Here is a 25,560-nt window from a genome sequence, read left to right on the forward strand (position 1 = left end):
CCTACTCCACTTCCTCCAGCACCGACGCACCGCGCCCCTCCTTCGACTCCCACTCCCACTCGTCGTCGACCCGGACGCGTCCGTCGTCGAGGAGGGTCACGGTGCCGACGGAGTGTCCAGTCGCCGTCTCGCCGTCCGCGTGGAGCTGGACGTAGCGGATGTCCCAGCGACCGTCCGCGAGCGTGCCGACGAGGTGCCCCTCGACGATGGTGCCGCCCGCGTAGTGAGCGTGGATTCGGTCGCCGTCCTGTTCGAACTCGAACCGGGTGTCGGCGCTGACCTCGCCCGATTCGTCGTTCGCGACGCCGACGAGCGTGCGCCCGTCGAGCGAGAGTTCGTCGGTCATACCCGGACAACCGGGGGAGCGCATCTAACTGTTCGGGGAGCCGCAACCAGTCACTCCCCGGAGTTGCCGACCAGTCGCTCCGCCTCCTCGTCCTCCTTCCACTCGCCGAGTTCCTTCGGGTCGATGTGGACGAACACGTCGTCGACCTCGGGGAGTTCCTGGATGGCCTGCACCACGTCGCTCTCGATGTCGTGGGCCTCGAACAGGGTCCGGTCGCCCTCGACCTCGATGTGGAGGCTCACGTCGATCTCCGGGCCGACGTAGTGGGCGACGACGTCGTGGACGCCCTCGACCTCGGGATGGGCAGTGGCACGTTCGACGATCTCCGCACGCAGGTCGTCCGGCGGCGCGCCGCCGACGAGGTAGTTGACGTTGTCGCGGACGATCTCGACGCCCGTCCAGAGGATACCGAGCGAGACGAGCGCGGCCGCCAGCGGGTCGAGCACCGGGTAGCCCGCGGCCGAACCGAGGACGCCGACGAGTGCAGCCAGCGCCGTGAGCACGTCGTTGCGGTTGTCGAGCGCCGTTGCGACCAGCGCCGGGGAGTTCGCGTCCGAGCCCCGTGTCAGACAGTAGCGGTAGAGCCCGATCTTGAGCACAGCGGAGCCCGCGAGCACGCCGATACCGGCCGGCGTCGCGTGGACGGCGATGTCACCGGCCAGCAGCGTGGTGCTCGACTGCCAGAAGACGAGGACACCGGCGGCGAAGATACCGGCGGCGACGAACAGCGAGACGAACGGCTCGATGCGCTCGTGGCCGTGAGGGTGCTCGAAGTCCGGCGGCTGGGTCGTCAGGTAGAGCCCGACGAGGACGACGAGGCTGTAGACGGAGTCCGAGAGGCTGTTGACCGCCTCGGAGCCGACCGCGAGACTCCCGCTCTCGACGTACACCGCGCCCTTCGCCAGCGCCAGCGCGACGTTGGCGAGCAGCACGACGGCTCCGACCCGGCGGACGGTCTGTCGGCGGTCGTCCATTCGTGACGAGTAGTCGGTCGGCCGGTACTTAGAAGGACTGTTTCGAGGGAGGGCAAGCGGATGTGAGCGACGAGCGGTGGGTCACTCGGAGCCGTCCTCGGGGAACAGCACCGCCGTCTCGTCGCCGTCGACGACCGCGCCGTCCTGTGCGGCAAACGCCTCGTGCAGCCGCTCGTAGGTCTCCGAGACCGCCTCGACGATGACCTTCGTGTCGCCGACGACCGGCATGAAGTTCGTATCGCCCTGCCACCGCGGGACGACGTGGGTGTGGAGGTGGTCGTCGATGGAGCCGCCTGCCGCGCCGCCGCCGAGGTTCAGCCCGGCGTTGTAGCCGTCCGGGCCCATCGCCTCGTCGAGCGCGTCGAACGTGCGCTGCTTCAGCCGTCCATGTGCCAGCAGCGTCTCGTCGTCGAGGTCCCGGAAATCCCCGGTGTGCTCGTACGGGATGACCATCGCGTGGCCCGGATTGTACGGGTAGTTGTTCAGGATGACGAACGCAGCCTCGTTCCGGGCGACGATGCGGTACTCGCGGTCGGCGTCCCGGTCGGGGAGTTCACAGAAGGGGCAGCCGTCGATGTCATCGGTGCCGTCGCGTTCGACCCAGTCGATGCGCCACGGCGCGAACACCTGGTCCATGGTGCGAGTCCGGCCGGGGAGGCATTGAATCCCACGAACCCCGCCACCACTCTACCGACCTGACATGAAAGGGCCGCAATACCGGGTTCAAGACCCGGTTTCGGGACTACAAGCACCGATAGTTCGCCCGGTAAACGACCGGTTACGCCATAATTAGTTACCAACTACTCAGATACCAACAACAATCAGTTTCGGTTAGTTTTCGGTGCTGAACGGTCGGCTCTTTTTATACCACCAGGTGACCACTCACTGTTTGGATGGCGACGACTGACAACTCAATCGACGGGCGGACCGAACACTGTGACAGCTGCGGCAGCGACACCATCCACCAGGTGTCCGTCCAGCTCGTCACGGAGAGCACGAAGAAAGAGAACTCCCAGTTCTCCCGGGAACCCTACCGCGTCACGGAGTGCCAGCAGTGCGGGACCCGCGAGAGCCAGCGCATGAACAACGCCTGACGGTGACAGGACCGCGGCCAACGGTATCCGACGGCGGCGTCACTCCGACGCCGTCGTCACTTCGCATCCATCCTCGGTGACGATTATCGTGTGTTCCTTCTGGCTGACCAGCTTGCCGTCGTCCTCCTTGAGCACCGGGTAGCCGTGGACGATGTTCTGTGATTTGAGCCGCCGCAGCGCCATGTTCGGCCGGGAGACGTCGAGCCAGCGCGTCGCGAACGGCAGCGTCTGGAACTCCTCGGTGATCTGTTCGAGCGCCTTGCGCGCGTTCCGGTCGCGGACCGACGCCTCGCGCTCCAGCGAGTAGATCTCCTCCTGCTGGCCCTCCGATACCTTACCGGAGCCGTCCGTCGCGAACGGTTCGATGGCGACCACGTCGCCGACCTCGAGGGTCGTCCCCTGCTTCACCGCCCGGTTCGGGATGTTCGGGCTGACGTGCTGTTCCCAGTGGCCCAGTCCGTGCCCGGTGAGGTTCACCACGGGGTTGTAGCCGTAGCCGTCGATGACCTCCTCGATGGCCGCCCCGATGGTGCCGGTTTCGACACCCGGCTCGACGGTTTCGAGCGCCGCGTCGAGCGCCTCCTCGGCGGCCTCGACGAGCTCCGGGTTGCCGCTGAAGTCGACGGTGATCGCCGTGTCCGCGAGCCAGCCGTCGATGTGGACCCCGATGTCGAGCTTCACCATCTCCTCGCCGACGGTGCGCTCGTCGCCCGGCCCGGCCGCGCCGTGGGCGGCCTCCTCGTCGACACTCACGTTCACGGGGAACGCGGGCGTGCCGCCGAGTTCGCGGATGCGGTCCTCGGCCCACTCCGAGATCTCCAGGTAGCCCGTCCCGACCTCCAGTCGGTCGGCAGCCTCGTCGCGCACCTGTGCGAGGATGCGTCCGGCCTCGCGGTGCTTCTCGTACTTCTCGGCGTCAAGATCGACCTCGGGCTCGCTCATACGCGCCCTTCGCGCACGTCGGAAAAAGAGGTTGCGCATCCGCCGCCCACGTCGTGAATCGCTCCACCCCCCGCGGCCCTACCGGTCGATCCAGTTACAGCGTGGGCAGGCGTCGACCCCCTGGACGTTCACTGTCGTTGTCTGACACTCTGGACACTGCCGTGTGCGGCCGTGTTGTACCTGTTCGAGCATGGAAGGTGGAACTACTTCGACGGTCATAAAGCTACGCTACGACAGTCGTCGAACAATCGGCAGTTACCGGGGGTAAGTTGGTCGTAAATCCACGGATGACCGCCAGCCGTCGTCGGTATCGGCGGTCGTCGAACCCTACTCCCGGACGACCGCCGTCTGCATCCCCTCGCTGTTGTACGCCGCACCCGTTCCCTCGTGGTCGGCGACGATGACACCTGCCGAGGCACCCGTCAGCTCGCCGAACTCGTCGATGGCGCGGTCCGCCGCGGCCTGGGCGTCCAGCCCCGCCTCCAGGTAGCGCACCGCACGTCGCGAGAGCGTCACCCGGGCGATGTCCTCGCCAGCGCCGGTCGCGCTCGCGCCGCCCGCCGGGGAGCAGTAGAACCCGCTCCCGACCTGTGGCACGTCGCCGACCCGGCCCGCGAGCGCGAGCCAGCGCCCGCCCGTCGAGGTCGCGGCGGCGAACTCCTCGCCGTCCCGCGCGACGGCACCCACGGTATCGTGGTCCTTCCCCGCGGGTGCGCCGGCGTCCTCCTGTTCCGCGTCGGGGTCCGCCGTCGAGCCACCGAACGTCTCCGCGACCCAGCGGGCCTGTGCCGCCATGTCGCCGTCGGGCACGTCAGCGTCGGCGAACCGCCCGCGTGTGCTCTCGGTCCAGAGGTCGACCTCGGCGTCGATATCCTGCGCGGCGGCGAAGTCGACAGCGTGGACACCCGAGAGCAGGATGTGGGGCGTCTCCTCGAGCACCGAGCGCGCCACGCTCACCGCCGCCTCGACGCCCGGCATCGAGGCCGCCGCGCCGACCGACCGGTCGTCGGTCATGACGCCCGCGTCGGTCCGGAGGATGCCGTCGGACTGCGCACACGCACCGACACCCGCGTTGAACCGGGGCGAGGACTCGAGGACGCGCACCGCGTGCTCGACCGCGTCGAGCGGTGTCGTGGCCGCCGCGCCGCGCTCCGCTGCCTCGTCGAGCACTGCCTGTCGGGGTTCGGGGTCGTCTGGAACTCCGCCCGCACCACCGTGAACGATGACCTGCATGGACGGGCGTTCCGCGGGGGACCCCAAAAGTGCGGGTGGTCGGGAGCAGCCACCGTGGATAGCCGCGGAGACATCGGACCGGAGACGTGGCGACCCGACCGCCGGTCGGGCCGCGATACTTGCCGCCCAGCGGCAAATGGCAGGCCTTTTACCCGCACTGTTCGTCGCTTCAGGTGACAATGAGCTCCGACTACGAGCATATCGAGATACCCGACGAGGGCGAGAAGATCACGGCCGACGGCGAGGAGCTGTCCGTTCCGGACGAGCCCATCATCCCGATTCTCCACGGTGACGGCATCGGGAAGGACGTCGGTCCCGCCGCCCAGAAGGTTCTCGACGCCGCCGCCGCGGCGACCGGACGCAAAGTCCACTGGATGGAGGTGTACGCCGGCGAGTCCGCCCGAGAGATCTACGGCGAGGACGTCAACCTCCCCGACGAGACCGTCGACGCCATCCGCGACCACCGCGTCGCCATCAAGGGCCCGCTCACGACACCCGTCGGTGCCGGCTTCCGCAGCCTGAACGTCGCGCTCCGCCAGACGCTCGACCTCTACGCGAACGTCCGCCCGACGTACTACCTCGACGGTGTCCCGTCCCCCATGAAGGCACCCGAGGAGATGGACATGGTGACGTTCCGCGAGAACACCGAGGACGTCTACGCCGGCATCGAGTGGGAGCAGGGCACCGAGGCGGTCGAGCAGGTCCGCGAGTTCGTCGAAGAGGAGATGGGCATGGACGGCATCATGCACGAGGGCCCCATCGGCCTCGGCCTGAAGCCGATCTCCGAGAAGGGCAGCAAGCGCCTCGTCCGCGAGGCCATCGACTACGCCATCGAGAACGACCGCGACACGGTCACGCTCGTCCACAAGGGCAACATCATGAAGTTCACCGAGGGACAGTTCGGCACCTGGGGCATGGAGGTCGCCGAGGAGGAGTACCCCGACGACGAGGTCTTCGCCGCACCCGACTCGCTCTGGGAGGAGCAGGACGAGGTCGACATCCCGGAGGACGCCGTCATGGTCGAGGAGCGCCTCGCCGACGCGATGCTCCAGTGGATGCAGCTCCGCACCGACGAGTTCGACGTCCTCGCGATGCCGAACCTCAACGGCGACTACCTCTCCGACGCCGCGGGCGCACAGATCGGCGGCCTCGGCATCGCGCCCGGCGCGAACTTCGGTGAGGGTCGCTGTCTCGCAGAGCCCGTCCACGGCAGCGCGCCGAAGCGCGCGGGCCAGAACATGGCCAACCCGACCGCGCTCATCCTCTCCGGCCGCCTGATGTTCGAGTACATGGGCTGGGAGGACACCGGCGCGCTCATCCGCGACGCCGTCGAGCAGACCATCTCCAGCGGCAAGGTCACCTACGACCTCGAGCGCCAGATCGAGGGCGGCGAGAAGCTCTCGACCACGGAGTACGCCGAGGAGATCGTCGCGAACATCGAGACGCTCTCGTAGACACAGCTCGCGCCACCACCGTCTCGCAGCCCCGGTTTTCTATCGTCGTCGTCACGACGTGCATCGAACCCGGCGGGTGATGATCCGAAACCCGACAGTTGTTGTTTTTCCAACAGCTGGTCGGTGCGGCGGACCCGTGCCACGAACCGTTCGGCGGCCGTCTCGAAGCCATCCCGCCGCGGTCCCCCGGATTCACGGAGCGTCGAACGTACTATCAGACGTTCGTGAAATAACTAGAACTTATTTCTATTAGTGACCACATCCATGTGGTATGGCATCTCCCCCCAGACCATCCGAACAGGTGCCGGACTTCGTCGTCGAGCACTTCGAGGAGCACGACCCAGAGACGTTGCGTGACATCGTGGCGTACGAGGCACAGCGCGCCCGTTCGACCGAGGTTCCGAAGTACATCACGGAGGTGTTCGTGATGCAGAGCGCCGAGACGAAACGCGCCATCGCGACGTACGCCCGCGACCTCGCCGCCCACAAGGACCGACGCGCCGAGGAGCTCGCCGAACAGCGACGAGCCGAGGCAGCGGCCGCCGCCGACGGCGGTGAACCGCGAGCGACCGAGTCCGACCAGTCGACGGACGACTCGGACGATGACGACGACGGGCCGTCGTTCGCGACGGGGCCGATGTTCGGGTGACCGCCGGCGTCAGGCACCGCCGGTGCAGTCGACCTCGAACCGCGCCCCACCGTTCTCACCCGAGCAGGCAGCCACCGACCAGCCGTGCGCCTCCGCGACCGTCGAGACGATGGCGAGCCCGAAGCCCGTCCCGTCGTCGTCCGTCGTGATACCCTGCTCGAACAGGGAGTCCGCGACCGTCGGGTCGATGCCCTGTCCGTCGTCGACGACCGCGAACCCGGCGTCCGTCGCCTCGACGCGAACCGTCGTCGCACCCGGCGCGTGGTCGACCACGTTCCGGAACAGGTTCTCGAACAGCGTCTGGAGCCGCTCCGGGTCCGCCTCGACCGTCCCGAGGCCGTCACCGAGTTCCACGTCGAGGTCGCCCGTCTCCGCGGTCGTCCAGGCGCGTGTCGCGACCGCCTCGAGGGAGACCGGCTCCGTCTCGGCTCGCGAGCGACCCTCGCGTGCCAGCGTCAGCACGTCCTCGATGAGCCGCTCCATCCGGTCGAGCGCGTCGGCCGCCGCGTCGACCCGTTCGTCCTCCAGCCCGTCGAGATACCCCTGGGCGACCGAGAGCGGCCCACGGAGGTCGTGGCTGACCACCTCCGCGAACTCGTCGAGCCGCTCGTTGCGGTCGCGCAGACGCTCCTGGAGCTCGACCCGTTCGGTCACGTCCTGCTGGAACCCGAAGTAGTGGGTGACCGTCCCCGAACCGTCGTCGACCGGCGTGATGTCCAGCTGGTTCCAGAACGGCGTGCCGTCCTTCCGGTAGTTCCTGACGACCGTCGAGATCGGCTCGCCGGCGTCGAGGGCAGCCCGTATCTCCGCGACCGTCCCCTCGTCGGTGCCCTCCCCCTGGAGGAACCGACAGTTGACCCCGACGACCTCGTCGGCGTCGTAGCCGGTCAGCTCGGCGAACCCCTCGTTCACGAACACCAGCGACTCGTCGGCATCGGCCACCGTGATGCCGACCGTCGCCTGGTCGAGCGCCCGCTCGCGCAGCTCGAGGGCCTGCCGCAGCGAGCGCTCCGAGGTCAACCGCCGGATCTGGGAGAGGAGCCGCGCCGCGGCGTCCCTCCCGCGCCGTGGAACGTACGCGGTTCCCGACTGCATCAGCACCTCGTCCACCGTCGCCACGTCCGGCTCGCGGGCGTAGAGCACGTACGGCGTCGCACTCACGTCCCGGACCACCTGCAGGGTCTCGGTCACGGCGGGCACGTCCGACCCGTCGGCGTGAACGACGCAGTCGACGGCCCCGTCGGCCAGCGCAGTCGACACCGCGTCGAGGCCGTCTACCCGGACGACGTCGAGGCCGTCGGTCCGCGCGAGCGTGGACACGTCCCCGTCGCCGTCCGCTGCGACCACGAGCACGGACGACTCGTCGTCCACGTCCGGCTTCGGTGTCCAGGACGGGACGCGCGCGGCGAACGACGGACTGTTCATACAGCGACCACGAACGCGGACACCTTCAGCCCTGTGCCCGACGAGACGAAGGTTCAAATCGGACGAGACCCCAGTGCCGGATATGTACCACGTGGTCGGGTGTAGCGACTGCAGCGCGTTGCGGATCGTCGAGGGGCGGCCCGAGACCACACGCTGTGGCACCTGTGGCGCTCGCAAGCAGTTCTCGAAGGTCCGATCGTTCGTCGAGACGGACGACCTCGACCACGCCCGCGAGGTGCGTGCCTCGATGCTCGCGAACCGGCAAGGCGAGGGCGACGCGTTCGCCCAGGTCGACTCGTTCGCCGAGCTCGAGGACGACGTGGCCGACGGCGTGCTCGACGACGACGAGTTCCTCGAGGCGTCGGGACTCGACGTCGACCGGGTCACCGAGGCGGGCGACAGCGCCACCGAGGCCCGTGGCTCGACCAGCCGGAAGGAGACGGTCGAGAACGCCCTCCGCGACCTCGACGCACCGACCGAGGAGGAGGTCGTCGCCTACGCCGAGGAACGCGGCGTCCCCGCCGACTACGTCGAACGCGCGCTGACGAAGCTCGCCCGCCGCGGCGAGGTCACCGAGAGCCGGGGGCAATACCGCCTGCTGTGAGCCACGACCGCCCCCGCTACGCCGTCGGGACGCTCGTCGGACTGGCCGGGCTCCTGCTGTTCGCCGAACCGCTGGTCGGCCCCGTCGCGCTCGGCCCGGTCGCGGTCTCGGTCGGCGTGCTCGCTGTGGGGCTCTCGCTCGGCGGCGTGCTGTTCCTCTCCCGCGGCCGGTGGTTCGTCGGCGTCGCCCACGCGGTCCCCGGCGTCGGCTTCGCGGTCGTCTTCGGGGCCACCGCACTCGGAAGCGAGGCCGGACTCCTGTTCGGCATCGCCGTCGTCCTCGGCGCGTGCCTCGCGCTGGCTGACGGACTGCGACGGCAGCGCTGACACCCGCCCCTGCCAGCAGGCTCTTGTCCACCGCCGGCTAGCTCCGCACATGAACGACCGGACGGTCGGTCTCGCCGTCGTCGGCGCGCAGTTCGTCGCGACGCTGTTTGCCCTCGTCATCGTCGGCCGCGGCAGCGATGGCACGGTACTCGTCGCCGGTGCCGCTTTCGAGGTCGCCCCCCTCGCAGGCCTGTGCTGCCTCGCAGCCTTCGGTCTCGGCGCGGTCCGAACGGTCAGAAAACGTGGCGGCCGCCGCGGGCTCGCGGAGTTCGCGGTCGGCGTCGGCGTGGCGACCCCGCTGCTCCTCGGCGTCTCCCCCGCCGTCCTCGCCGCCGCGGCGGTCGTCGGCGGCGGCGCGCTCGTCGGCCGGGTGGACCCTCGCCGGACGCTCGAACGGCGCTGACTACCGGCCCAGCTCCTCGTGGGCCGACGCGAGGTGGTTCGACGCGAGCGCCGCCAGCAGCGACAGCTCGCCCGCGAGCGCACCGGCCGCGATGACCTCCGCCAGCGCGTCGCCGTTCGCTCCCGGCGGGTCGCCGCCGCCGGTGAGGCCGACCAGCTCCAGCGCCTCCGACTGCGTCGGCAGCTTCGTCCCGCCACCGACGGTGCCGAGCTCCAGCGAGGCCAGCGAGACGGAGAGGTAGAGCCCGTCCTCGCGCTCCTCGGCCGTCGTGATGGCGTTCGACCCCTCGACGACCTGCGCGGGGTCCTGACCGGTCGCGATGAACGACGCCGCGACGACGTTCGCAGCGTGAGCGTTGAAACCGAGCGAACCCGCCTTCGCGCTCCCGACGAGGTTCTTGCGCGTGTTCGCCTCCGCGATGGCCGCCGCCGTCGTGTGCAGGCGCTCCTCGACGACGTCGTCCGGAATGAGCACGTCCGCCGTGACCGACCGGCCGCGTCCCTCGACGGCGTTGATCGCCGCCGGCTTCTTGTCCGTACAGAGGTTGCCCGAGAGCGCGACGAGTTCGGCCGGTGTCTCGGCCTCGACGACCTCGCAGGCCGCCTCCGTCGCGATGGCGGCCATGTTCATCCCCATCGCGTCCTTCGTGTCGTAGCGGAACCGGAGGTACACCGAGTCGCCGACGACGTACGGCGTCACGTCCAGCAGCTCCCCGTGGTTCGTCGTCGACTCCGCCGCCGCCGCGAGTTCGGCCTCGTGCTCACGCACCCACTCGACGACCTCGGCGGACTCCACGATACCACCGGTCCGGAACACCGGTGCGCGCGTCATCCCCGACTTCGTCACGCGGGCCTCCGCCCCGCCCGCCGACTCGATGACCGACAGCCCGCGGTTCACCGAGGCGACGAGCGCCCCCTCCGTCGTCGCCAGCGGCAGGTAGTACTCGCCGTCGGCCGCCCCACCGTCGACGGTCACAGGGCCGGCGACGCCGACCGGCATCTGCGTCGCGCCGAACATGTTCTCGATGGCCGAGTCCGCGACCTCGGCGTCGAACGCGTAGCTGCCGGTCGTCGAGAGGTCGGCGTCGGTCTCGGCCTCGAGAACGAGTCTGCGCGCTGCCGCGGCGGTGTCGTGGTCGGCGTGCGCTTCGAGTTCGTGGAGCCGCAGTTCGCCCGCTCGAACGCGGTCGGCGAGCGTCGCCGGGTCTGTCATACCGGCACTCGCACCCGATACCGCTTAACGGTTGTCGGTTCAGGCCGCGCGCTCGCGGGTCGGTGCGCGGACGACCGCCGTCGACCGCGTGGACGCGTCAGCCGACAGCAGCGGGCCGGCGTCGACGCTGGCCACCGGCGGCCCGGCGACGACGCGCGTGGAGTTCTCCGTCGTGGAGACCACGCTCACGTCCACGCCGACGAGGTAACTCATCTCGACGTCCTCCGCACAGCGGCCGACCTCCGCGAGGAACACCATGTTGTTCGCGTCGCTCTGGGTCTCGTTGTCCGTCGACTCCACGACGACGACCGCCTGGTTGTCACAGGGCAGGTCGGTGTAGAGGTCCCCGCTCGGCGTCTCCCGGTAGTACTGCCCGTCCGGCGTGTCGAGCATCTCCCTGACCGACTCCTGCCACGCGAGACTGGAGTTGGCGAGTATCTGCGTGTCGTTGCCGTAGATGTGGACCTCCTTCTCCCCGTCACCCAGTATCGTGCTCCCGGCAGCCGTACAGTAGGTCTGCTGGTAGTCCGTCCCGCCGATGGTGACCACGCCGCCGGTCGTCTCGTTCGCGACGCACTCGCGGAACGTCGGCTGGAAGTCCGTCTCCGCGCCGTCGACGAGCGCGAACTCCTCGCTCGCGAACGAGTCGAGGCTGACGCCGTCTGCGGTCCAGTTGTTCAGGTTCCGCCCGTCCCAGAGCGTCGTCGTACTGCCGTCCGTCTCGACGCTGAGTGTCGCCTGCGGATGCAGCAGGTAGTGCTGGTACGTCGTGTCGGTGTCGAGGTGGCGGTTCTCGAGGGTCACCGTGTCGTTCACCTCTCCGGTGAGCGTGTCCTCGTAGGAGAACTCCACGGGTCTGGACACCGTCGTCGTGTACGTCGAGTTCGACGCCTCGTCGAACCGTTGGACGGTGAACTCCATGGACACGGTCTCGTTCTCGTCGATGGTGAGCGAGCCGGTGCCGTTCACCCAGACGGTTTCGCCGACCGAGAGGTTCTCCGCCTCCGCCTCGGTGAGCGTCCGGGTCGTCGAGAAGTTCACGTCGAACTGGCTGGTGTTGGACACCGAGACCGTCTCGGTGGTCTCCTCGACGCCGACGAGCACCGTCTCGTTGTAGCTCTCGTTGTGGTACACGGTGCGGGTACTGACGTTCTCGGCGATCTCCTCGAACGTTTCGCTGAGGTCGTCCGAGTCCGAGACCGGGTAGTACTCGCCGCCGGTGGTCGCCTGGGCGGTGGCCTCGAGAATCTCGTCGTCCGGCTCACCGAACCCGACGCTGTGCAGGGTCACACCGTCCGGGATCTCCTGTTCTGCCGCCTCGTCGGGCCAGCGCACGTAGCCGTTCGGGTCGTCGTCGACGTTGTGCTGACCGTCGGTCAGGAGCACGACGAACTGCTCGTTCGAGCTGTTGCCCTGGCTCTGGAGGATGTTGGCCGCCTCCTCGATGGACTGGCTGATCGGGGTGTTGCCCTGCGGTTCGAGGCCGTCGATGGCGTCGTGGGCACCCGCCTCGTCGGTGTTCAGCGGGTGGTGCTCCACGACGTTCGCAGGTGACGGTGCCTCGCAGACGTACCGATACTGACCCCGATGGTAGTCCCGGTACCAGTTCGAACAGCCCGCGTTCGAGGTGTACCCGACGACGCTGTACCGTGGCTCGGTGCCGTTGGTGGTCGTCTCGACCACCTCGATGAAGTCGTGGGCCGCGGCCTGGGCCTCCTCCATCTTGGAGCCGTCGGCCATCGAGCCGGACTCGTCCATCACGAAGACGATCTCGAGGGTCTCGTTCGTGGGGACCTCCTCGGTCCAGTTGTTCCACTGCTGCTGCTGCTCGTAGATCGGCTCCTCGTGGGTGAGCTCGACGGTCGAGCCGTCCGTGAGCGTCACCGTGGAGTTGTTCCAGCCGACGAGGGGGTCGCCGGGGGTGTTCTCCTCGACCGCCTGGGTGGAGGCGTTCGCGTTGGCGGCGCCGAGCAGGGTGAGCGAGCTCTGGTAGGTGTTGCCCTCGCCCTTGTCTATCGCGAGCACATCGTCGCCGCTCGGGAGACCGGCCGCCGCCAGACCGAGGGTGCCCTCGGAGACGATCTGACCGGTCATGAGCCGTCCGTCCTCGAAGTCGACGACCGTGTTCCGCCGGTTGTCGTACTCCGGCGGGAGCATCGAACGCGGGATCTCGACCGCGACCGTCTCGGGACCGGTTCGACTGACCTGACTCTGTCCGAACTCGGCCTCGAGGTGGCGCTGCCACGCCTCGTTGTACGTGCTCGTCACCGAGAGAGTGAGGTTGCGGAAGCTGTCGGGGTTGCCACAGGCACCGGAGAAGAGCTGAGAACGGACCGCCTCGGACATCGCCGCGGAGCGCGTGCTGTTCTTCTGGACGTCGACAGTCGAGTCGTCGACGGTCCCGGAGAGGTTGACGAGGTTCAGCTGGAGGGTCTGCTCCTGGTATCGCACGCCCGGGGCGCTGAGCTGGGAGACGCCGCCGTTCTCGTCGGCACGCCAGACCGCGCCGGACTCGTAGACGATGGTCGTGCCGCTGTCGTGGTGGTACTCCAGCGCCGTCAGCGGCACCGTCGCCGCACAGGCGTTCCGGTCGTTCACGCTGACGCGTATCTGACCGGTCTGGTTGATGACGGCGTCGTTGGCCGACATGCTGCCGAGGTCGAGCTCCCGTCCGGTGCCAGAGTCGGCCATCGAGAGCGAGCCGAGCTCGCTGTCGACGTTCGACATCGCGATCTCGGCCGACTCGACCTCGTTGTTGTCCTGGATGGTCTCCGTCACCGCCGTTCCGGAGACGAACAGTATCGCTGCCCCTGCGATGACGATCCCGAACAACAGGACCACACCTGTGATCTCGGATACGCCTCTTGCCCGCTCCGTCGATGTGCCTTGTCCCCTCATGTGCGACCTCGTTCCAAGATAGTATCTCCGAAGACATATTAAATCTATTGTCTAGGGTGTAAAAAATAGGCTGGCCGGGCAGAAAACAGCCTCCCTTCGAGTCTGGTCTATCACGGGACTGGGCAGAAAGATAGTGCCGCTATTCGCTCGACAATCGATAGAGGGAGTCGGCGAGCCGGCCGAGAAGGTCCGACCGAGCGCCGAGACGAGTGCGTCGAGACGCTCTGCTGGGGGCCGGTGTACCTGCTCGTCGTCGGCTGTCTTGCGGGCTGGGCGTTCGTCAGGAGTGCGAGCCCGGCGTCGAAGAACTCAGTTCGCGCCGTCGACCTCGCCCCGCAGCGACCCCATCTCGACGATGCGCTCGGCGTGCGCGTTGTGCTGGTGGATGGACTCGTCGTTCGACTGTTTCATCGTCACGACGGCGTCGTCGGGCAGGTCCGGGAACTCCGTCACCACGTCCTCAGCCATCGAGCGCACGCAGTCCTCGACGAACTTCGCGTTGGCGTGGGAGTGGTAGGTCATGTGGTCCTCGTCGGGGCGCTTCGCGAGGTTGTAGATGCGCGCCGACATGGCGTCGCGAGCCACGTCGACGAGGTTCATCAGGTCGACCTCGGGGGCGTCCTCGCTCTCGACGGTCAGCGTGGCGTGGCCGCGCTGGGAGTGGCCCGGCTGGGGCACCTCGTCGAGGAACGCCTCGGCGGTGTCGTCGTCGACACCGAGGTCGTCGAGCACGCGGCGGGCGCGGGCGGTGGACATCCCCTGCGAGCAGGGACAGACCGTCATCCCGACGACGCGGGCACCGATCTCCTCGCGGGTACCCTCCTCGGTCGCGGTCGCGGAGGCGATGACGTCGATGGTCGACTGGGTCTCCTTGTCCGACTCCGGGGTCTTCTCCCGGGTCATCAGCTCAGCCTCCATGCGGACCTCGGCCTTGCTCGTGTAGTCGTGCTTGGCGAGCAGCCGCTCGGCGGCGTCGCCGCAGACGTCCTCGACGCGGTAGGCCTCCTCGCGGGTCGCGGCCTCCAGCGTCTCGTCGATGACCTCCATGTTCCGGGACATGTCCGCGCCCTTGCGCCACGACGGGAGGTCGACGAACACCTCGAACTCCGCCGTCAGTACGATGGGACGCTTGTCCGGGCGGGCCAGCTTGACAAGCTTCTCGACGCCCGTCACGCCGACCTGACTCAGCCCGACGGTCACGTCGGGGCTCGACGCCTGCACGTCGGGGAGTTGTTCACTCATTGCCCCCGGGTAGGGCCGTGAGTTGATTAGTGCTTTCGAAAGTCAGGGGGTTTGCCCGTATCGCGGTCAGTCGAGCTTGTTGAGCGCCTTGAAGAACTCGCTTGGCGGTCCGGCCAGCCTGACCGGCTCGCTGGCGCGCTCGACGGTGACCGTGGTCGGCGGCTCCAGCTCCTGCTGTGCGCGGCCGTCGCTGATGACGTAGCCCATCTCGGCGTCGTCGATACGCACGGTGACGGTGCTGTCGGCGGCGGAGACGAGCGACGGCATCGGGTCGTCGGCGCACATCTCGGTGACGACCACGGCGTCGACCTCGGGGCGGACGAGCGGCCCGCCCTCGCTCATGTTGTAGGCGGTGCTGCCGGCGGGCGTGGCGACGAGCACGCCGTCGGCCGCCGAGCCGCTGTACAGCTCGCCGTCGACGCGCACCTCGAACTCGCCGCCGTTGCCGTGGCCGCGCTGGGCGCCCTGGACGACGATCTCGTTGACCGCCGGGTCGAGGTCCCAGCCGTCGCCACGGGCACGCAGGCGGCTCATCTCGCGAGTCCGGACCCTGCCCGTGGACTCGAAGCGCTCGACCTCCTCGCGCACCACGTCCACTGCATCCCCGGGCGAGACGGCGTTCAGGAACCCCACTTCACCGAGGTTGACGCCGACGATGGGGACGGTGCCGACGCCACGGGCGGTGAAGAGGAACGTCCCGTCGCCGCCGATGCTCACCGCGAGGTCGGCGTCGTCCATCGCCGCCGGCTCCACACCGGGCACGTCGAGCGCCGCAGCCGTCGCCGTGTCGACGACGACCGTCGCGTCCTGCTCGCGGAGCATCCCGCGGAGTCGCTCCGCGAGGCGGGCCGCGCGAGCGTTCTCCTTCTGGGCGACCAAGCCGACCTTCATACCCGACGGTAGCGGGGACGGGGGATAAAAGCCTCCGGATGGCAACAAGGTTAATTTATATGTAGGGCTTTGCTTGCGCTGTACGAACCGTCCGGCGGCAGCGTGCCGACCGGCCGGACACACACCCAGATGTTCCCCTCGACGCCCACGTCGACGGTGACGCCCCGCACCCCACGGCGCCGTCCCGGACCGTCCGCCCCAACGGAGCTGGCGTGCCATGAGTGACGACGACGACCTGGACTGGTTCGAGCAGGCCGTCCGTGAGCGCCGCGACCAGCACCAGGAGAGGGACGACACCGACGGTGGCGACGAAGCCGACGGGCGGGCAGCCTCGGACGCCGACGACGGAGCGCCAGCCGACGACGGGACGACGGTCGAGGACACCACCGCGGACCCGACGGAGACCGACGCCTGGCAGGCGCTCGACCCCGACGTGGACGACGATGGAGCCGACGCTGGCGGCGACGCCGCAACCACCGGCGACGACGGTACCGACGGCGATGACGCCCCGGACGACGGCGGGCTGTTCGACGACGACTTCGGCGCGGCGATGGGCGACATCCAGCTTCCCGACAGCGCGGACGCCGGCGGTGGCGGGATGGACGCGGACATCGGCGAGATGGACGGGACCGTCGGCGAGTTCGACCCTGGCGAGTTCGACATGGGCGACGGCGGCGAGCAGTTCGACATGGGCGGTGGGGCCAGCCTGGGCGGTACCAGCTTCGACGAGGATGAGTTCGACTCGGACCTGCCGCGCGTCGACCTCGGCATCAAGGGCCTCGACGAGATGATCCAGGGGGGCGTCCCCGAGCGCTCGCTGATGGTCACCATCGGGTCGGCCGGGACCGGGAAGACGACGTTCGGCCTGCAGTTCCTGAACGAGGCGCTGGCGAACGGCGAGCGCGCCATCTTCATCACGCTGGAGGAGAGCAGCGAGCGCGTCATCAACTCCGCCGTCGAGAAGGGGATGCCGTTCGACGAGTACGTCGAGGACGACCGGCTCGCTATCGTCGACATCGATCCCATCGAGATGGCGAACAGCCTCGCCTCCATCCGGTCCGACCTCCCCCGGCTCATCGAGCAGTTCGGCGCGACCCGGCTCGTGCTCGACTCCGTCTCGCTGCTGGAGATGATGTACGACTCCCGCGCCAAGCGCCGGACCGAGGTGTACGACTTCACGCAGAGCCTGAAGAACTCCGGCATCACGACGATGCTGACGAGCGAGGCCAGCGAGGACTCGCCGTTCGTCTCCCGCCACGGCATCGTCGAGTACCTCACCGACGCGGTGTTCATCCTCCAGTACGTCCGACCCTCCGATTTCAGGGAGACGCGCCTCGCCGTGGAGATCCAGAAGATCCGCGACGCGAACCACTCCCGCGAGACGAAGCCCTACGAGATAACGGACAAGGGCATCTCGGTCCACCGGCAGGCGAACATCTTCTGAACCTACCGCACGACCGTCACGGGCACCGGCGACCGCCTGACGACCGTCTCGGCGACGCTCCCGAGCAGGATGCGCGAGACGCCCGAGCGTCCGTGGCTCCCGGTGACGATGTGGTCGCAGTCGTGCTCTTTCGCGTACTCGACGATGGTCTTCGGCGGCCGCCCGACGGCGAGCTCGGTCTCGATGTCGACGTGCGCGGCGCTGGCGAGTTCGGTCGCCTCCGCCAGCAGCTCGTCCGCGTCCTCGCGGGCCTCCTCGTACCACTCGCTCGCGAACGTCGGCATCGAGAACGCCCGCCGGGTGTTCGCCTCCGCCGGGTCGACGATGGTGAGCACGACCAGCGTCGCGTCCGCGAACTCCTCCAGGGCGAACTCCAGCGCCTCCGTCGACTGGACGGAGTCGTCGTAGGCCACGAGCACGCGACGGTCCATGCTAGAGGATAGCGCAGGAGGCGTAGTAAAGCTTCCACCCGGCTGTCGGGGGATTCGCGCGCTCGAAGCGACGCGACCGACTACCGCCCGTGCTCCGTCACACACGTCGACAGCCCGATGCACTCGACGGGCTCGGAGTTGTCCGGCGAGTAGACGACCATCTGTCCCTTCTCCATGTAGGGCACCTTGCTCTCCAGGTTCGGCGGGATGTTCACGGACTTGATGGCGTCCTCGTCGCCGAGGTTCAGCACGACCTTGGTGTTCACCTGCTTGAACACCGGGTCGGCGATGTCCTGGGGGTCCTGCGTGATGAGGAACAGCCCGAGGCGCTCCTTCCGGCCCTGTTTGGCGGCGTCGGTGAACTTCGAGATGACCTTCCGGGCCTGCACGTTGTCGGCGTCGGTGAGGAAGTTGTGTGCCTCGTCCATGCCGAGCACGAGCGGCGTCTCCTTGATGCGGTCGTGGGTCGGGTCGTTCGAGAGCTTCTCGTCGACGAGCAGGCTGGCGAGCGCGAGCACGACCGTCGTCGTCGCCCGGGTGTCGTTGACGTGGTAGGTCGGGACGACCGAAACCCCGCCGGGGCGGACGAACTCGTGGACGAGCTCGGTGATCGGCCGGGCGGCCTGGTCGAACACGTCGCCGAAGCCGTAGGTGCGGCGCTTGACGGCGTCGAAGGTCGCCTCGTGGACGCGCCCGGACTCGTCGAGCTCCTCCTTCAGCGCGGGGTCGTCGAGGAACCGGCGGAACTGCTCGTAGGTGCCCTCGTTCCCGTGCTGGTCGAAGAACCGCTTGAGGAGGTACTTCAGCGCCGGGTACTGGTTGTCGTTCAGGCCCGCGCTGGCGACGAGCCAGGGGCGCGAGCGCACCATCGAGAACGGCACGGTGAACTCGACCTGCTCGGCGCGGTGGTGGTCGGCCGCGTAGGTCGCCTGCCCGACCTTCGGGACGAACGCCGTCGTGTCCGAAACGCCACCGTGGGCGACCCCCTCGCGTTCGAGCCGGCGGGCGAACGCGTCGGTCATCTCCGGGTTGTCGTCGTGCATCTGGGCGTACTCGTCCTGCGGGTCGAACATCACGAGCGCCGGGGTGACGGAGCGGCCGTCCTCCATGGGGTAGGTACGCTCGTCGGCGACGTACTGCCGGAGGATGTTCTTCGCGCCGTGGGTCTTCCCCGAGCCGGTGCCGCCGGCGACGAGTGTGTGCCGGAAGACGAGCGGGTCGCCCGAGTCGTAGTCGTCCTTCAGCCGGTAGTCGATGGTCGGCGGCTCCGCATTGGTCGTGACCTTCTCGCCGCCGACGGAGAGGTGGCCGATGAACACGCCGTCCTCGGGCATCTTCAGCCCGGTCTTGATCTCGGAGGTGTCGGCGGCCTCGCGCACGACCGTCTCCGGTTTCGGGACGCGGTCGACCATCCGCCGGGTGAGCTCGCCGTCCTGCTCGAACAGCACGGCCATCGGCTCCAGCGTCGCCATGAACTTGTAGTCGGCCTCGTCGATGCCGTCGCGGCGCATCGCCCGCCGTGCGTGTATCTCGGTGGCGTCGTCGGCGTGGAACGCCTGGGCGTACTCCAGCCCGGTGATGCGACAGAACAGCCGTTCGCCGTCGGGGTAGGGGACGAGCAGGTACGAGCCGATGCGGACGTTCGGCCGGTTGCCCGTCGTGACGTACGCCCGGAGCTGGGTGTCCTCCTCGCGCTCGCAGATCTGCAGGCCCTCGGAGACCGCGATGGTGCCGATGCCGCGGTCGCTCCCCCGGGGGGAGACGTCGAGCGGTTCGAACTCGTCCTCGCGGGCCGACGAGCCGCCGGTGGGTGTCGGTTCGCTCTCGCCGCCCGCGCCGCCGTCGTCCGCCGGCGTGCCGTCGTCGCCCGACGACCCGCCCCCGTCGTCGCCGCCATCGAAGTCGCCGAAATCGCCGAGGTCAGTCATGTCCGGGGCAATGATGCCCGGGGTCAAACCCGTTTCCCATGCTGAGACCATGCTACCTGCCAACAATCCCCGTAGCCCGCGTCCTTATCCGACCCCGGCACATAGGAGCGGGCCATGTTGCTCGTACGCGGAAGTGCGGCCGACACCGACCTGACGGGGACCATCTACGAACGCGGCGAGGAGGCCCCGCAGTTCCGGGGTGCCCCCGACGAGGACGCGCCGTACGTCTGGGTCTGTGACGAGTTCTACGCGGTCGAGAGCGGCGGCACGGTACAGCAGGTCGACGGCGAGACGGTCAACGTCGCCTTCGAGTCCCCGATGCCGCGTGGCTTCGACACGAAGGAGCAGGCCGTCGAGGCGGCCGAAGAGCACGTCCGCACGCAGTTCGCCCGCATCGGCGTCGACCCCGCCGACGTCGAGGTGACGACGACGAAGGCAGAGCCGGCCTGAGCACGGCCGGCCTGAGTGCTACTCTCCGTCGCCCCAGCGCACGTCGTCGTAGTTCCGGGCGCGCCGGGCGTCGAAGCTCTCCTCCAGCGTCTCCCGGAGCGCGCGCTTCTCGTCACGACTGATGCGCGCCAGCTCGTCGGCCTTCGAGACGGCGCGGGGCGGCCCGGACTCGGCGGCGACCTCCTGCATCGCGAACAGCCGGAGCTCCTCGCGCAGGTCTTCGTCCTTCGTGAACGCGTAGGGCGCTTCGAGCCGGTAGACGATGTCCTCGCGCGGGTCGTACACCATGCAGAAGGTGACCTCGTACTCGGTGTCTTCGAGCCGGCGCTCCACGCCGAGGGCGTCGCCGTCGGTCGAGAGCGGGCGGTCGACGCCGCCGCGCGAGCGGAACCAGTTCGTGCAGGTGAGCGTGCCGGTGTCGCGCTTGTACTCGCCGTCGTCGCCCTGCTCGCGGCGTTCGAGCACCCGCGAGAAGAACGCCGAGTCGTCGACCCAGGGGGCCTGCCCGCCCGTCTTCCGGACGACCTGCGTGACGACCTTCGAGGCGGGGTTCTTGACGAAGCCGACGAGCGGCACGTCACGGGCGACGAACGTCTCGACGAGTTCGACGTAGTTGCCGACGACCTCCTTCGGCTGGTCCTCCTCGGCCAGCAGCGTCGCCAGCTCGGGGTGGCGGTCGGCCCACTTCAGCAGCCCCTTCGGGTAGAGCGGCCCGTCGAGCACGAGCAGGTCGTCGACGACCTCGGCCTGCGTGAGCGCGTGGTGCGACTCGGCGAGGTAGAGCGCCAGCGCGTGGACGACGCCCTCCTCGAACCGGTTGACGTGCGGGGCGTGACGTATCTGCGACCGGATGAACCCCTCGTCGCCCATCGACCAGTCGGCCTCGTCCACGTCGACCGTCGCGTCGTTCGTGTGGACGGTCATCACGAGGGTACGCGCCCGATGCAGCCCGAGGTCCGACGGCGTCGACGACATCGCCGCCTGCGCGATGTCCAGCACCAGCCCGTTCGTGAACGTCGTCGGGTTGATGGTGCCCGAGTCCAGCCCGTGGACGGTGTCGAACGCCGTCTCCGTCAGCGCCACGTCCTCGACCGGTGCCGAGTGCCTGGCCAGCCCGTCGAGCGGTTCGAGCACCGTCCGGCCGTCGTGGACCAGCGGGTCGAGGAACTCGTTCCAGACGGTCTCCGCGAACTCCCGGTGGTCCGACTCGTCCACGTCGTACCGGATGCGGCGGGCCAGCTCCGCGATGCCGTCGAAGTGCACCGGGTCGAGCGTCATATCCCGGCGGTTCTCCCGCAGCGGGTAAAAACCGACGGTTAACTCGGTTCCGTGTTCAAATTTATCAACGGCCTTATGTTTCGGCGCGTCGCAGCTAGTCGTGATGCCAGACCTGGGTGCAGACCCCGTCCAGACCGGCGACGACGCGGAGTACGATTGGCGGCGGACCGACGACGGCGTCCGCATCTTCGACCCCGACAACCCCGACGCCTGGGTCGAGATGTCGTTCGAAGCCGGCGTCGACCCCGAGCACCGCCTGTTCATGGTCTGCGACGACTGCGGGGCCGTCTTCGCCCAGCGGACGCGACCCGGGAACGGGTCGCGCTGTGGCGACTGCGGTGCCGAGTTCGTGTCCGAGTAACTCGTCTTCGTTCTGTTTCACCGTTCCTCGTGGCGTGGGTGCGCCTGTTGCGTGAGTCGGGGGATCGACTGGCGACACGAACAGCCAGAAAGCCCCGGCGTGCTACGCTCCCGGGACTGGCGAGACTCCTTCGTCGTCTCGCTGCCCTCCGCTCGCAAGCTCGCGGAGAACTCGCTGCGGTCCTCGCTCCGCTGCGGTCCTTGCTTCGTCCGGGTTCGCGTAGCCCGCCGCCCCTTTCAGTCCCACCCCGCACCGCACCGCGACCGCACCGCGACCGCACCGCGCTAGCCCTCCCCCTCGACACCCACGCGCCTGCCGGCGCGGGGTGTCTTGGCCGTGTGACTGGTGACGGCGTCGGCGAACCACATACGAGGGGCGAACGAACGATTCATTGAGCAGACCCACGACACCTCGAACATGAAGGCGGCACTCGTGATCCTCGACGGCTGGGGCCTGAACGACGACCCGGGCGACCACAGGGACGCCGTCGCGGCGGCCCACACGCCGGTGTTCGACCGGATCAGCCGGGAGGGCGCGTACGGTAGACTAGCGGTGACGGGCCGGCGCGTGGGCCTCCCAGGCGGGCAGATGGGAAACTCGGAGGTCGGGCATCTGAACATCGGCGCGGGTCGGGTGGTGATGCAGGAGTACACGCGCATCGAGGACGCCATCGCGCGCTGGCGCGGGGACGCGGACGCACCCGTGGACGATGCGGACGGCGCGTTCGACGAGAACGAGGCCATCACGTCGGCGTTCGACCACGCAGACGAGCACGGCGGCCGGGTGCACCTCATGGGCCTCGTCAGCGATGGGGGCGTCCACTCCTCGCAGGCACACCTCCACGCGCTCATCGAGCTGGCCGCGGAGCGGGGCACCCCGGCGGTCACCCACGCGTTCACCGACGGGCGGGACACGCCGCCGAGGTCGGGCGCGGGCTATCTCGCCGAGCTCGAATCCGTCGTCGCGGAGTACGGCACGGGCGACGTCGCCAGCGTCACCGGCCGGTACTACGCGATGGACCGCGACCGGAACTGGGAGCGCACGCGGGCGGCGTACGACGCCATCGTCGAGCGCGAGGCCGAGCACCACGCCGAGACGGCGGTGGCGGCCGTCGAGGCGAGCTACGACCGGGGCGACACCGACGAGTTCGTCGAGGCGACGACGGTCGGCGAGCACGCCGGGGTCGACGACGGCGACGCCGTCCTCCTCTTCAACTTCCGGTCGGACCGCGCGCGCCAGCTGACCCGGCTGCTCGCCGACATCGAGCCCGAGGACGAGTCCGTCGCGAACTGGCCGGACCCGCCCGCGGTGCGGGTCGTGACGATGACTGAGTACGACGGGACGTTCGGCCTGCCCGTCGCGTTCGCCCCGCGCCAGCCGGCCGACACCCTCGGAGAGGTCGTCTCCGAGGCTGGGCTCACGCAGCTCCGGCTCGCGGAGTCGGAGAAGTACGCCCACGTCACCTACTTCCTCAACGGCGGCCGGGAGGTCGAGTTCCCCGGCGAGTCACGCGAGATAATCGAGAGCCCGGACGTGCCGACGTACGACGAGACGCCGGAGATGAGCGCGGAGGCGGTGACCGACACCGCCATCCGGTACATCGAGCGCGACGACCCGGACGTGCTCGTGCTAAACTACGCGAACCCGGACATGGTGGGCCACACGGGCGACTACCGCGCGGCCGTGGCGGCCGTGGAGGCGGTCGACACCCAGCTCGGGCGGCTGCTCGCGGCCGTCGAGGCGGCCGACGGGCACGCCATCGTGACGGCCGACCACGGCAACGCCGACGACATGGGCACCGAGGACGACCCGCACACGGCGCACACGTACAACGACGTGCCGTTCGTCTACCTCTCGCCCGACGGCGACGACGGCGGGACGCAGGTCCATCAGGGTGGCTCGCTCTGTGACGTCGCGCCGACGCTGCTCGCGCTGGCCGGGGTCGACCAGCCGGCCGCGATGACCGGCCGGAGTCTGCTGGACGACGCCTGAGTCGGCCGCCGCCGGTGGTCTCAGCGGGACGTCGGACTCTCCTCGCGGGCGGACAGCTCGTCGGGGACCAGCCGGAGGAACTGGAACGCCACGTCGCTCGTCGGTGCGCCGAAGATGTCGACGAGCGGGATCGTGACGCGGTCGAGTGCAGCGAGGCTCTCGGTCGCGACGTCGTCGCGCTCGATGTCCGCCAGGGTGCCCTTCGCGACGACGCTCTGCCAGTCCCCGTCCTCCTCATCGCCGCCGTCACGCCCGTACACGACGAACGTCACGGCCCGGCCGTCGAGCTCGCCCTTCTCGCGGTCCTCCCCGACGGCCAGCCGGAAGTAGAACGTGGACTCGACGGCGTCGTAGCCGTAGGAGACGGGGATCGCGTGCGGTGCGTCGGCCTCGTCCGTCGAGAGCGAGAGCACGCCGGTCCCGCCGGTGCCGAGGAACGCGTCGCGGTCCTCGACAGACATCGTCACGGGGCTGTTGTCGTCCATATGTGAGATATCGGCGTCCGGACCCATAAATCGCGCCACAGAAGCATCTCCTCGCTGTCAAAACTGCGTGGGATGGCCTCAGTCCGCCGGGCGCGGCTCCGTCTCGCCCGTCGCGACGAGGCCACCGAGACCGACCACGCCGGCGAGCGCGAGCAGCACCGCACCGATGCCCGCCAGCGCGAGGTACGGCGACAGGTCGGCGACCGCGCCGAGCGCGACACCGAAGGGGATGGCGACGACGGCGTTGACCATCGAGACACCGGAGAGCGTCGTGGCGCGGCCGGCCGTCGCCACGCGGTCGTTGACGTACTCGTTGGCGAGCGTCTCCGTCGGCGTCCGGACCGCGCGGACCAGCACGAACGCCGGCAGGGCGACGACCGGCGCGAACCAGACCGCCGCGAGGAACCCGCCGAGGACGGCCGGCGCGAGGACGAGCCACCCGTCGAAGCCGAAGCGGTCCCGGAGCCACGCCGACCGGTCGCTCGCGACCGCGGCGAGCAGGGTGAACCCGGCGTAGAGCCAGCCGAGCCACGCCGCCGGGACGCCGAGGTCCACGGCGACGGGCTGGGTCAGCCGCCCCGTCGCGCTCACGACGGCCAGCACGACCGCCACCCAGAGCACGACGCCCCGGAGCTCGACCGAGAGCAGGCGCTCGCGCAGCACCGGCAGCGCCTCGAACGCGGTCAACCGGTCGTCGGCGGCCACGTCGACCGCCGGCATCGTCGCCAGCACGACCGCGCCGACCGCCCACAGCACGCCCGTCAGCAGGAACGGCAGCCGGAAGCTCACCGTCCCGAGGTAGCCGCCGAGGACCGCAGCCGCCGCGCCCGCGCCCAGCTTCAGCGACTGCCCGCGACCCCGGTAGTGGGCGAACGCGTCGGCGTCGCCCTGTCGCTCCAGCGTCTCGTACAGCCAGGCGTCGGTGCTCCCCGACATGAGCGTCGAACCCAGCGCCCAGAGCAGGTAGACGGCGGCGAACGCGGCGAACGTCGAGACGAGCCCCATCACCACGACGGCGGCGGCCCGGAGCGCGTTGCCGACCACGAGGCTGTTGCGCCAGCCCATCCGGTCGCCGACGTAGCCCGTCGGTATCTCGCCGGCGGTGAGACCGACCCACCAGATGGCGTCGAGCAGCATGATCTCGGTGTAGCTGAGGTGCTGGGCGCGCAGGAACAGCACCCAGACGGGGACCGTCAGCCCGGCCGTCGCCGTCAGCTTGTAGAGGTAGTACTTCGCGACGGGACCGGAGGGGAGGGCCGAAGCGGAGGGGAGGGCTGGGCGGCTCACACTCCAATTTCGACGGACACGGCCCATAGGCGTTCCCTGAAGCGCGATTTTGTACCGTGGTTGATAGGACTCGGTAGCGGCTGTACCTCCGTTCGAGGTTTACAGATATTGTAAACTCACGTCGGCGACATCGTCCGACCAGCCGGGTGGCGCGCGGCTGTCTCGGAATCGCTCCGCGATTCCGATGGCCAGCGAGAGCTTGCTCTCAGGC

The 25,560-nt window shown here is 69.0% G+C and carries 25 protein-coding genes; 10 read left to right on the forward strand and 15 right to left on the reverse strand.

Features of this window, described 5'->3' with window-relative positions; genetic code table 11:
- Position 1: 1 nt before the first annotated feature.
- The 3 genes from NOW55_RS13340 to NOW55_RS13350 all read right to left on the reverse strand — a co-directional run bounded on the left by NOW55_RS13340 (position 2) and on the right by NOW55_RS13350 (position 1,956).
- A complete protein-coding gene (locus NOW55_RS13340) occupies positions 2-346 on the reverse strand; it encodes an avidin-fold protein (RefSeq protein ID WP_256400606.1) in 345 nt (114 codons plus the stop codon).
- Between the two features lie 50 nt (positions 347-396).
- Entirely contained in the window at positions 397-1,320 is a 924-nt protein-coding gene (locus tag NOW55_RS13345; protein ID WP_256400607.1) for a cation diffusion facilitator family transporter, read from the reverse strand.
- Positions 1,321-1,401: 81 nt separating this feature from the next.
- Entirely contained in the window at positions 1,402-1,956 is a 555-nt protein-coding gene (locus tag NOW55_RS13350) for an HIT family protein (protein ID WP_256400608.1), read from the reverse strand.
- Positions 1,957-2,213: 257 nt separating this feature from the next.
- On the opposite strand from NOW55_RS13350, the gene NOW55_RS13355 reads away from it, so the two are divergent.
- On the forward strand, positions 2,214-2,414 hold the full coding sequence (locus tag NOW55_RS13355; RefSeq protein WP_256400609.1) for a DUF7835 family putative zinc beta-ribbon protein: 201 nt from the start codon (positions 2,214-2,216) through the stop codon (positions 2,412-2,414).
- Between the two features lie 39 nt (positions 2,415-2,453).
- On the opposite strand, the gene map is transcribed toward NOW55_RS13355, so the two are convergent.
- Positions 2,454-3,356, reverse strand: a complete 903-nt coding sequence (map, locus tag NOW55_RS13360) for a type II methionyl aminopeptidase (protein WP_256400610.1) — start codon at positions 3,354-3,356, stop codon at positions 2,454-2,456.
- Between the two features lie 327 nt (positions 3,357-3,683).
- A complete protein-coding gene (locus NOW55_RS13365) occupies positions 3,684-4,589 on the reverse strand; it encodes an isoaspartyl peptidase/L-asparaginase (protein ID WP_256400611.1) in 906 nt (301 codons plus the stop codon).
- A 179-nt stretch (positions 4,590-4,768) separates the two neighbouring features.
- Here NOW55_RS13365 and icd point away from each other — a divergent pair, with 179 nt between their 5' ends.
- Both icd and NOW55_RS13375 read left to right on the forward strand, forming a co-directional pair.
- Positions 4,769-6,043 (forward strand): isocitrate dehydrogenase (NADP(+)), encoded by a 1,275-nt coding sequence (gene icd / locus NOW55_RS13370; RefSeq protein WP_256400612.1) that lies wholly within the window; start codon positions 4,769-4,771, stop codon positions 6,041-6,043.
- Between the two features lie 271 nt (positions 6,044-6,314).
- Positions 6,315-6,692 carry a hypothetical protein gene (locus tag NOW55_RS13375; RefSeq protein ID WP_256400613.1) on the forward strand — a complete coding sequence of 126 codons (378 nt, stop codon included), beginning with the start codon at positions 6,315-6,317 and terminating at the stop codon, positions 6,690-6,692.
- A gap of 9 nt (positions 6,693-6,701) precedes the next feature.
- Here NOW55_RS13375 and NOW55_RS13380 read toward each other — a convergent pair whose 3' ends face one another.
- Positions 6,702-8,117: a PAS domain-containing protein gene (locus NOW55_RS13380; RefSeq protein ID WP_256400614.1), complete on the reverse strand. Its 1,416-nt coding sequence runs from the start codon at positions 8,115-8,117 to the stop codon at positions 6,702-6,704.
- Between the two features lie 82 nt (positions 8,118-8,199).
- On the opposite strand from NOW55_RS13380, the gene NOW55_RS13385 reads away from it, so the two are divergent.
- Genes NOW55_RS13385 through NOW55_RS13395 form a run of 3 tightly spaced genes read left to right on the forward strand, consistent with a single transcriptional unit; the run spans position 8,200 to position 9,450 of the window.
- The gene (locus NOW55_RS13385; RefSeq protein ID WP_256400615.1) at positions 8,200-8,721 is read left to right on the forward strand and encodes a DUF5817 family protein; all 522 of its coding nucleotides are present in this window, start codon (positions 8,200-8,202) and stop codon (positions 8,719-8,721) included.
- On the forward strand, positions 8,718-9,047 hold the full coding sequence (locus NOW55_RS13390; RefSeq protein ID WP_256400616.1) for a hypothetical protein: 330 nt from the start codon (positions 8,718-8,720) through the stop codon (positions 9,045-9,047). The genes NOW55_RS13385 and NOW55_RS13390 overlap by 4 nt, the downstream gene beginning before the upstream one ends.
- 49 nt (positions 9,048-9,096) lie before the next feature.
- On the forward strand, positions 9,097-9,450 hold the full coding sequence (locus tag NOW55_RS13395) for a hypothetical protein (RefSeq protein WP_256400617.1): 354 nt from the start codon (positions 9,097-9,099) through the stop codon (positions 9,448-9,450).
- On the opposite strand, the gene hmgA is transcribed toward NOW55_RS13395, so the two are convergent.
- The 4 genes from hmgA to NOW55_RS13415 form a co-directional block, all read right to left on the reverse strand.
- Entirely contained in the window at positions 9,451-10,662 is a 1,212-nt protein-coding gene (gene hmgA, locus NOW55_RS13400; protein ID WP_256400618.1) for a hydroxymethylglutaryl-CoA reductase (NADPH), read from the reverse strand.
- A 39-nt stretch (positions 10,663-10,701) separates the two neighbouring features.
- Positions 10,702-13,560 carry a vWA domain-containing protein gene (locus NOW55_RS13405; protein ID WP_438266576.1) on the reverse strand — a complete coding sequence of 953 codons (2,859 nt, stop codon included), beginning with the start codon at positions 13,558-13,560 and terminating at the stop codon, positions 10,702-10,704.
- Between the two features lie 309 nt (positions 13,561-13,869).
- Positions 13,870-14,802, reverse strand: coding sequence for a GTP cyclohydrolase MptA (gene mptA / locus NOW55_RS13410; RefSeq protein ID WP_256400620.1), 933 nt, complete (start codon positions 14,800-14,802; stop codon positions 13,870-13,872).
- Between the two features lie 66 nt (positions 14,803-14,868).
- Complete coding sequence (locus NOW55_RS13415; protein WP_256400621.1) at positions 14,869-15,693, reverse strand: NAD(+)/NADH kinase; 825 nt, start codon at positions 15,691-15,693, stop codon at positions 14,869-14,871.
- Between the two features lie 217 nt (positions 15,694-15,910).
- Between NOW55_RS13415 and NOW55_RS13420 the strand changes: the two genes are divergently transcribed.
- On the forward strand, positions 15,911-17,137 hold the full coding sequence (locus tag NOW55_RS13420) for a KaiC domain-containing protein (RefSeq protein WP_256400622.1): 1,227 nt from the start codon (positions 15,911-15,913) through the stop codon (positions 17,135-17,137).
- Between the two features lie 2 nt (positions 17,138-17,139).
- Here the strand turns inward: NOW55_RS13420 and NOW55_RS13425 are convergent, their stop codons facing one another.
- Both NOW55_RS13425 and NOW55_RS13430 read right to left on the reverse strand, forming a co-directional pair.
- On the reverse strand, positions 17,140-17,568 hold the full coding sequence (locus tag NOW55_RS13425) for a universal stress protein (RefSeq protein WP_256400623.1): 429 nt from the start codon (positions 17,566-17,568) through the stop codon (positions 17,140-17,142).
- A gap of 80 nt (positions 17,569-17,648) precedes the next feature.
- The gene (locus tag NOW55_RS13430; protein ID WP_256400624.1) at positions 17,649-19,496 is read right to left on the reverse strand and encodes an ATP-binding protein; all 1,848 of its coding nucleotides are present in this window, start codon (positions 19,494-19,496) and stop codon (positions 17,649-17,651) included.
- 114 nt (positions 19,497-19,610) lie between these two features.
- Here NOW55_RS13430 and NOW55_RS13435 point away from each other — a divergent pair, with 114 nt between their 5' ends.
- Positions 19,611-19,946, forward strand: coding sequence for a DUF7113 family protein (locus tag NOW55_RS13435; protein WP_256400625.1), 336 nt, complete (start codon positions 19,611-19,613; stop codon positions 19,944-19,946).
- A gap of 18 nt (positions 19,947-19,964) precedes the next feature.
- Here the strand turns inward: NOW55_RS13435 and NOW55_RS13440 are convergent, their stop codons facing one another.
- A complete protein-coding gene (locus tag NOW55_RS13440; RefSeq protein ID WP_256400626.1) occupies positions 19,965-21,224 on the reverse strand; it encodes a DNA double-strand break repair nuclease NurA in 1,260 nt (419 codons plus the stop codon).
- Positions 21,225-21,327: 103 nt separating this feature from the next.
- On the opposite strand from NOW55_RS13440, the gene NOW55_RS13445 reads away from it, so the two are divergent.
- Both NOW55_RS13445 and gpmI read left to right on the forward strand, forming a co-directional pair.
- On the forward strand, positions 21,328-21,585 hold the full coding sequence (locus NOW55_RS13445; protein ID WP_256400627.1) for a hypothetical protein: 258 nt from the start codon (positions 21,328-21,330) through the stop codon (positions 21,583-21,585).
- Positions 21,586-22,002: 417 nt separating this feature from the next.
- A complete protein-coding gene (gpmI, locus tag NOW55_RS13450) occupies positions 22,003-23,577 on the forward strand; it encodes a 2,3-bisphosphoglycerate-independent phosphoglycerate mutase (RefSeq protein WP_256400628.1) in 1,575 nt (524 codons plus the stop codon).
- A 20-nt stretch (positions 23,578-23,597) separates the two neighbouring features.
- On the opposite strand, the gene NOW55_RS13455 is transcribed toward gpmI, so the two are convergent.
- Both NOW55_RS13455 and NOW55_RS13460 read right to left on the reverse strand, forming a co-directional pair.
- Positions 23,598-24,062, reverse strand: coding sequence for a pyridoxamine 5'-phosphate oxidase family protein (locus tag NOW55_RS13455; protein WP_256400629.1), 465 nt, complete (start codon positions 24,060-24,062; stop codon positions 23,598-23,600).
- A 78-nt stretch (positions 24,063-24,140) separates the two neighbouring features.
- On the reverse strand, positions 24,141-25,349 hold the full coding sequence (locus NOW55_RS13460) for an MFS transporter (RefSeq protein WP_256400630.1): 1,209 nt from the start codon (positions 25,347-25,349) through the stop codon (positions 24,141-24,143).
- Between the last annotated feature and the right edge of the window lie 211 nt (positions 25,350-25,560).

The sequence above is a fragment of the Haloarchaeobius litoreus genome (assembly GCF_024495425.1).
GTDB classification, from domain to species: domain Archaea; phylum Halobacteriota; class Halobacteria; order Halobacteriales; family Natrialbaceae; genus Haloarchaeobius; species Haloarchaeobius litoreus.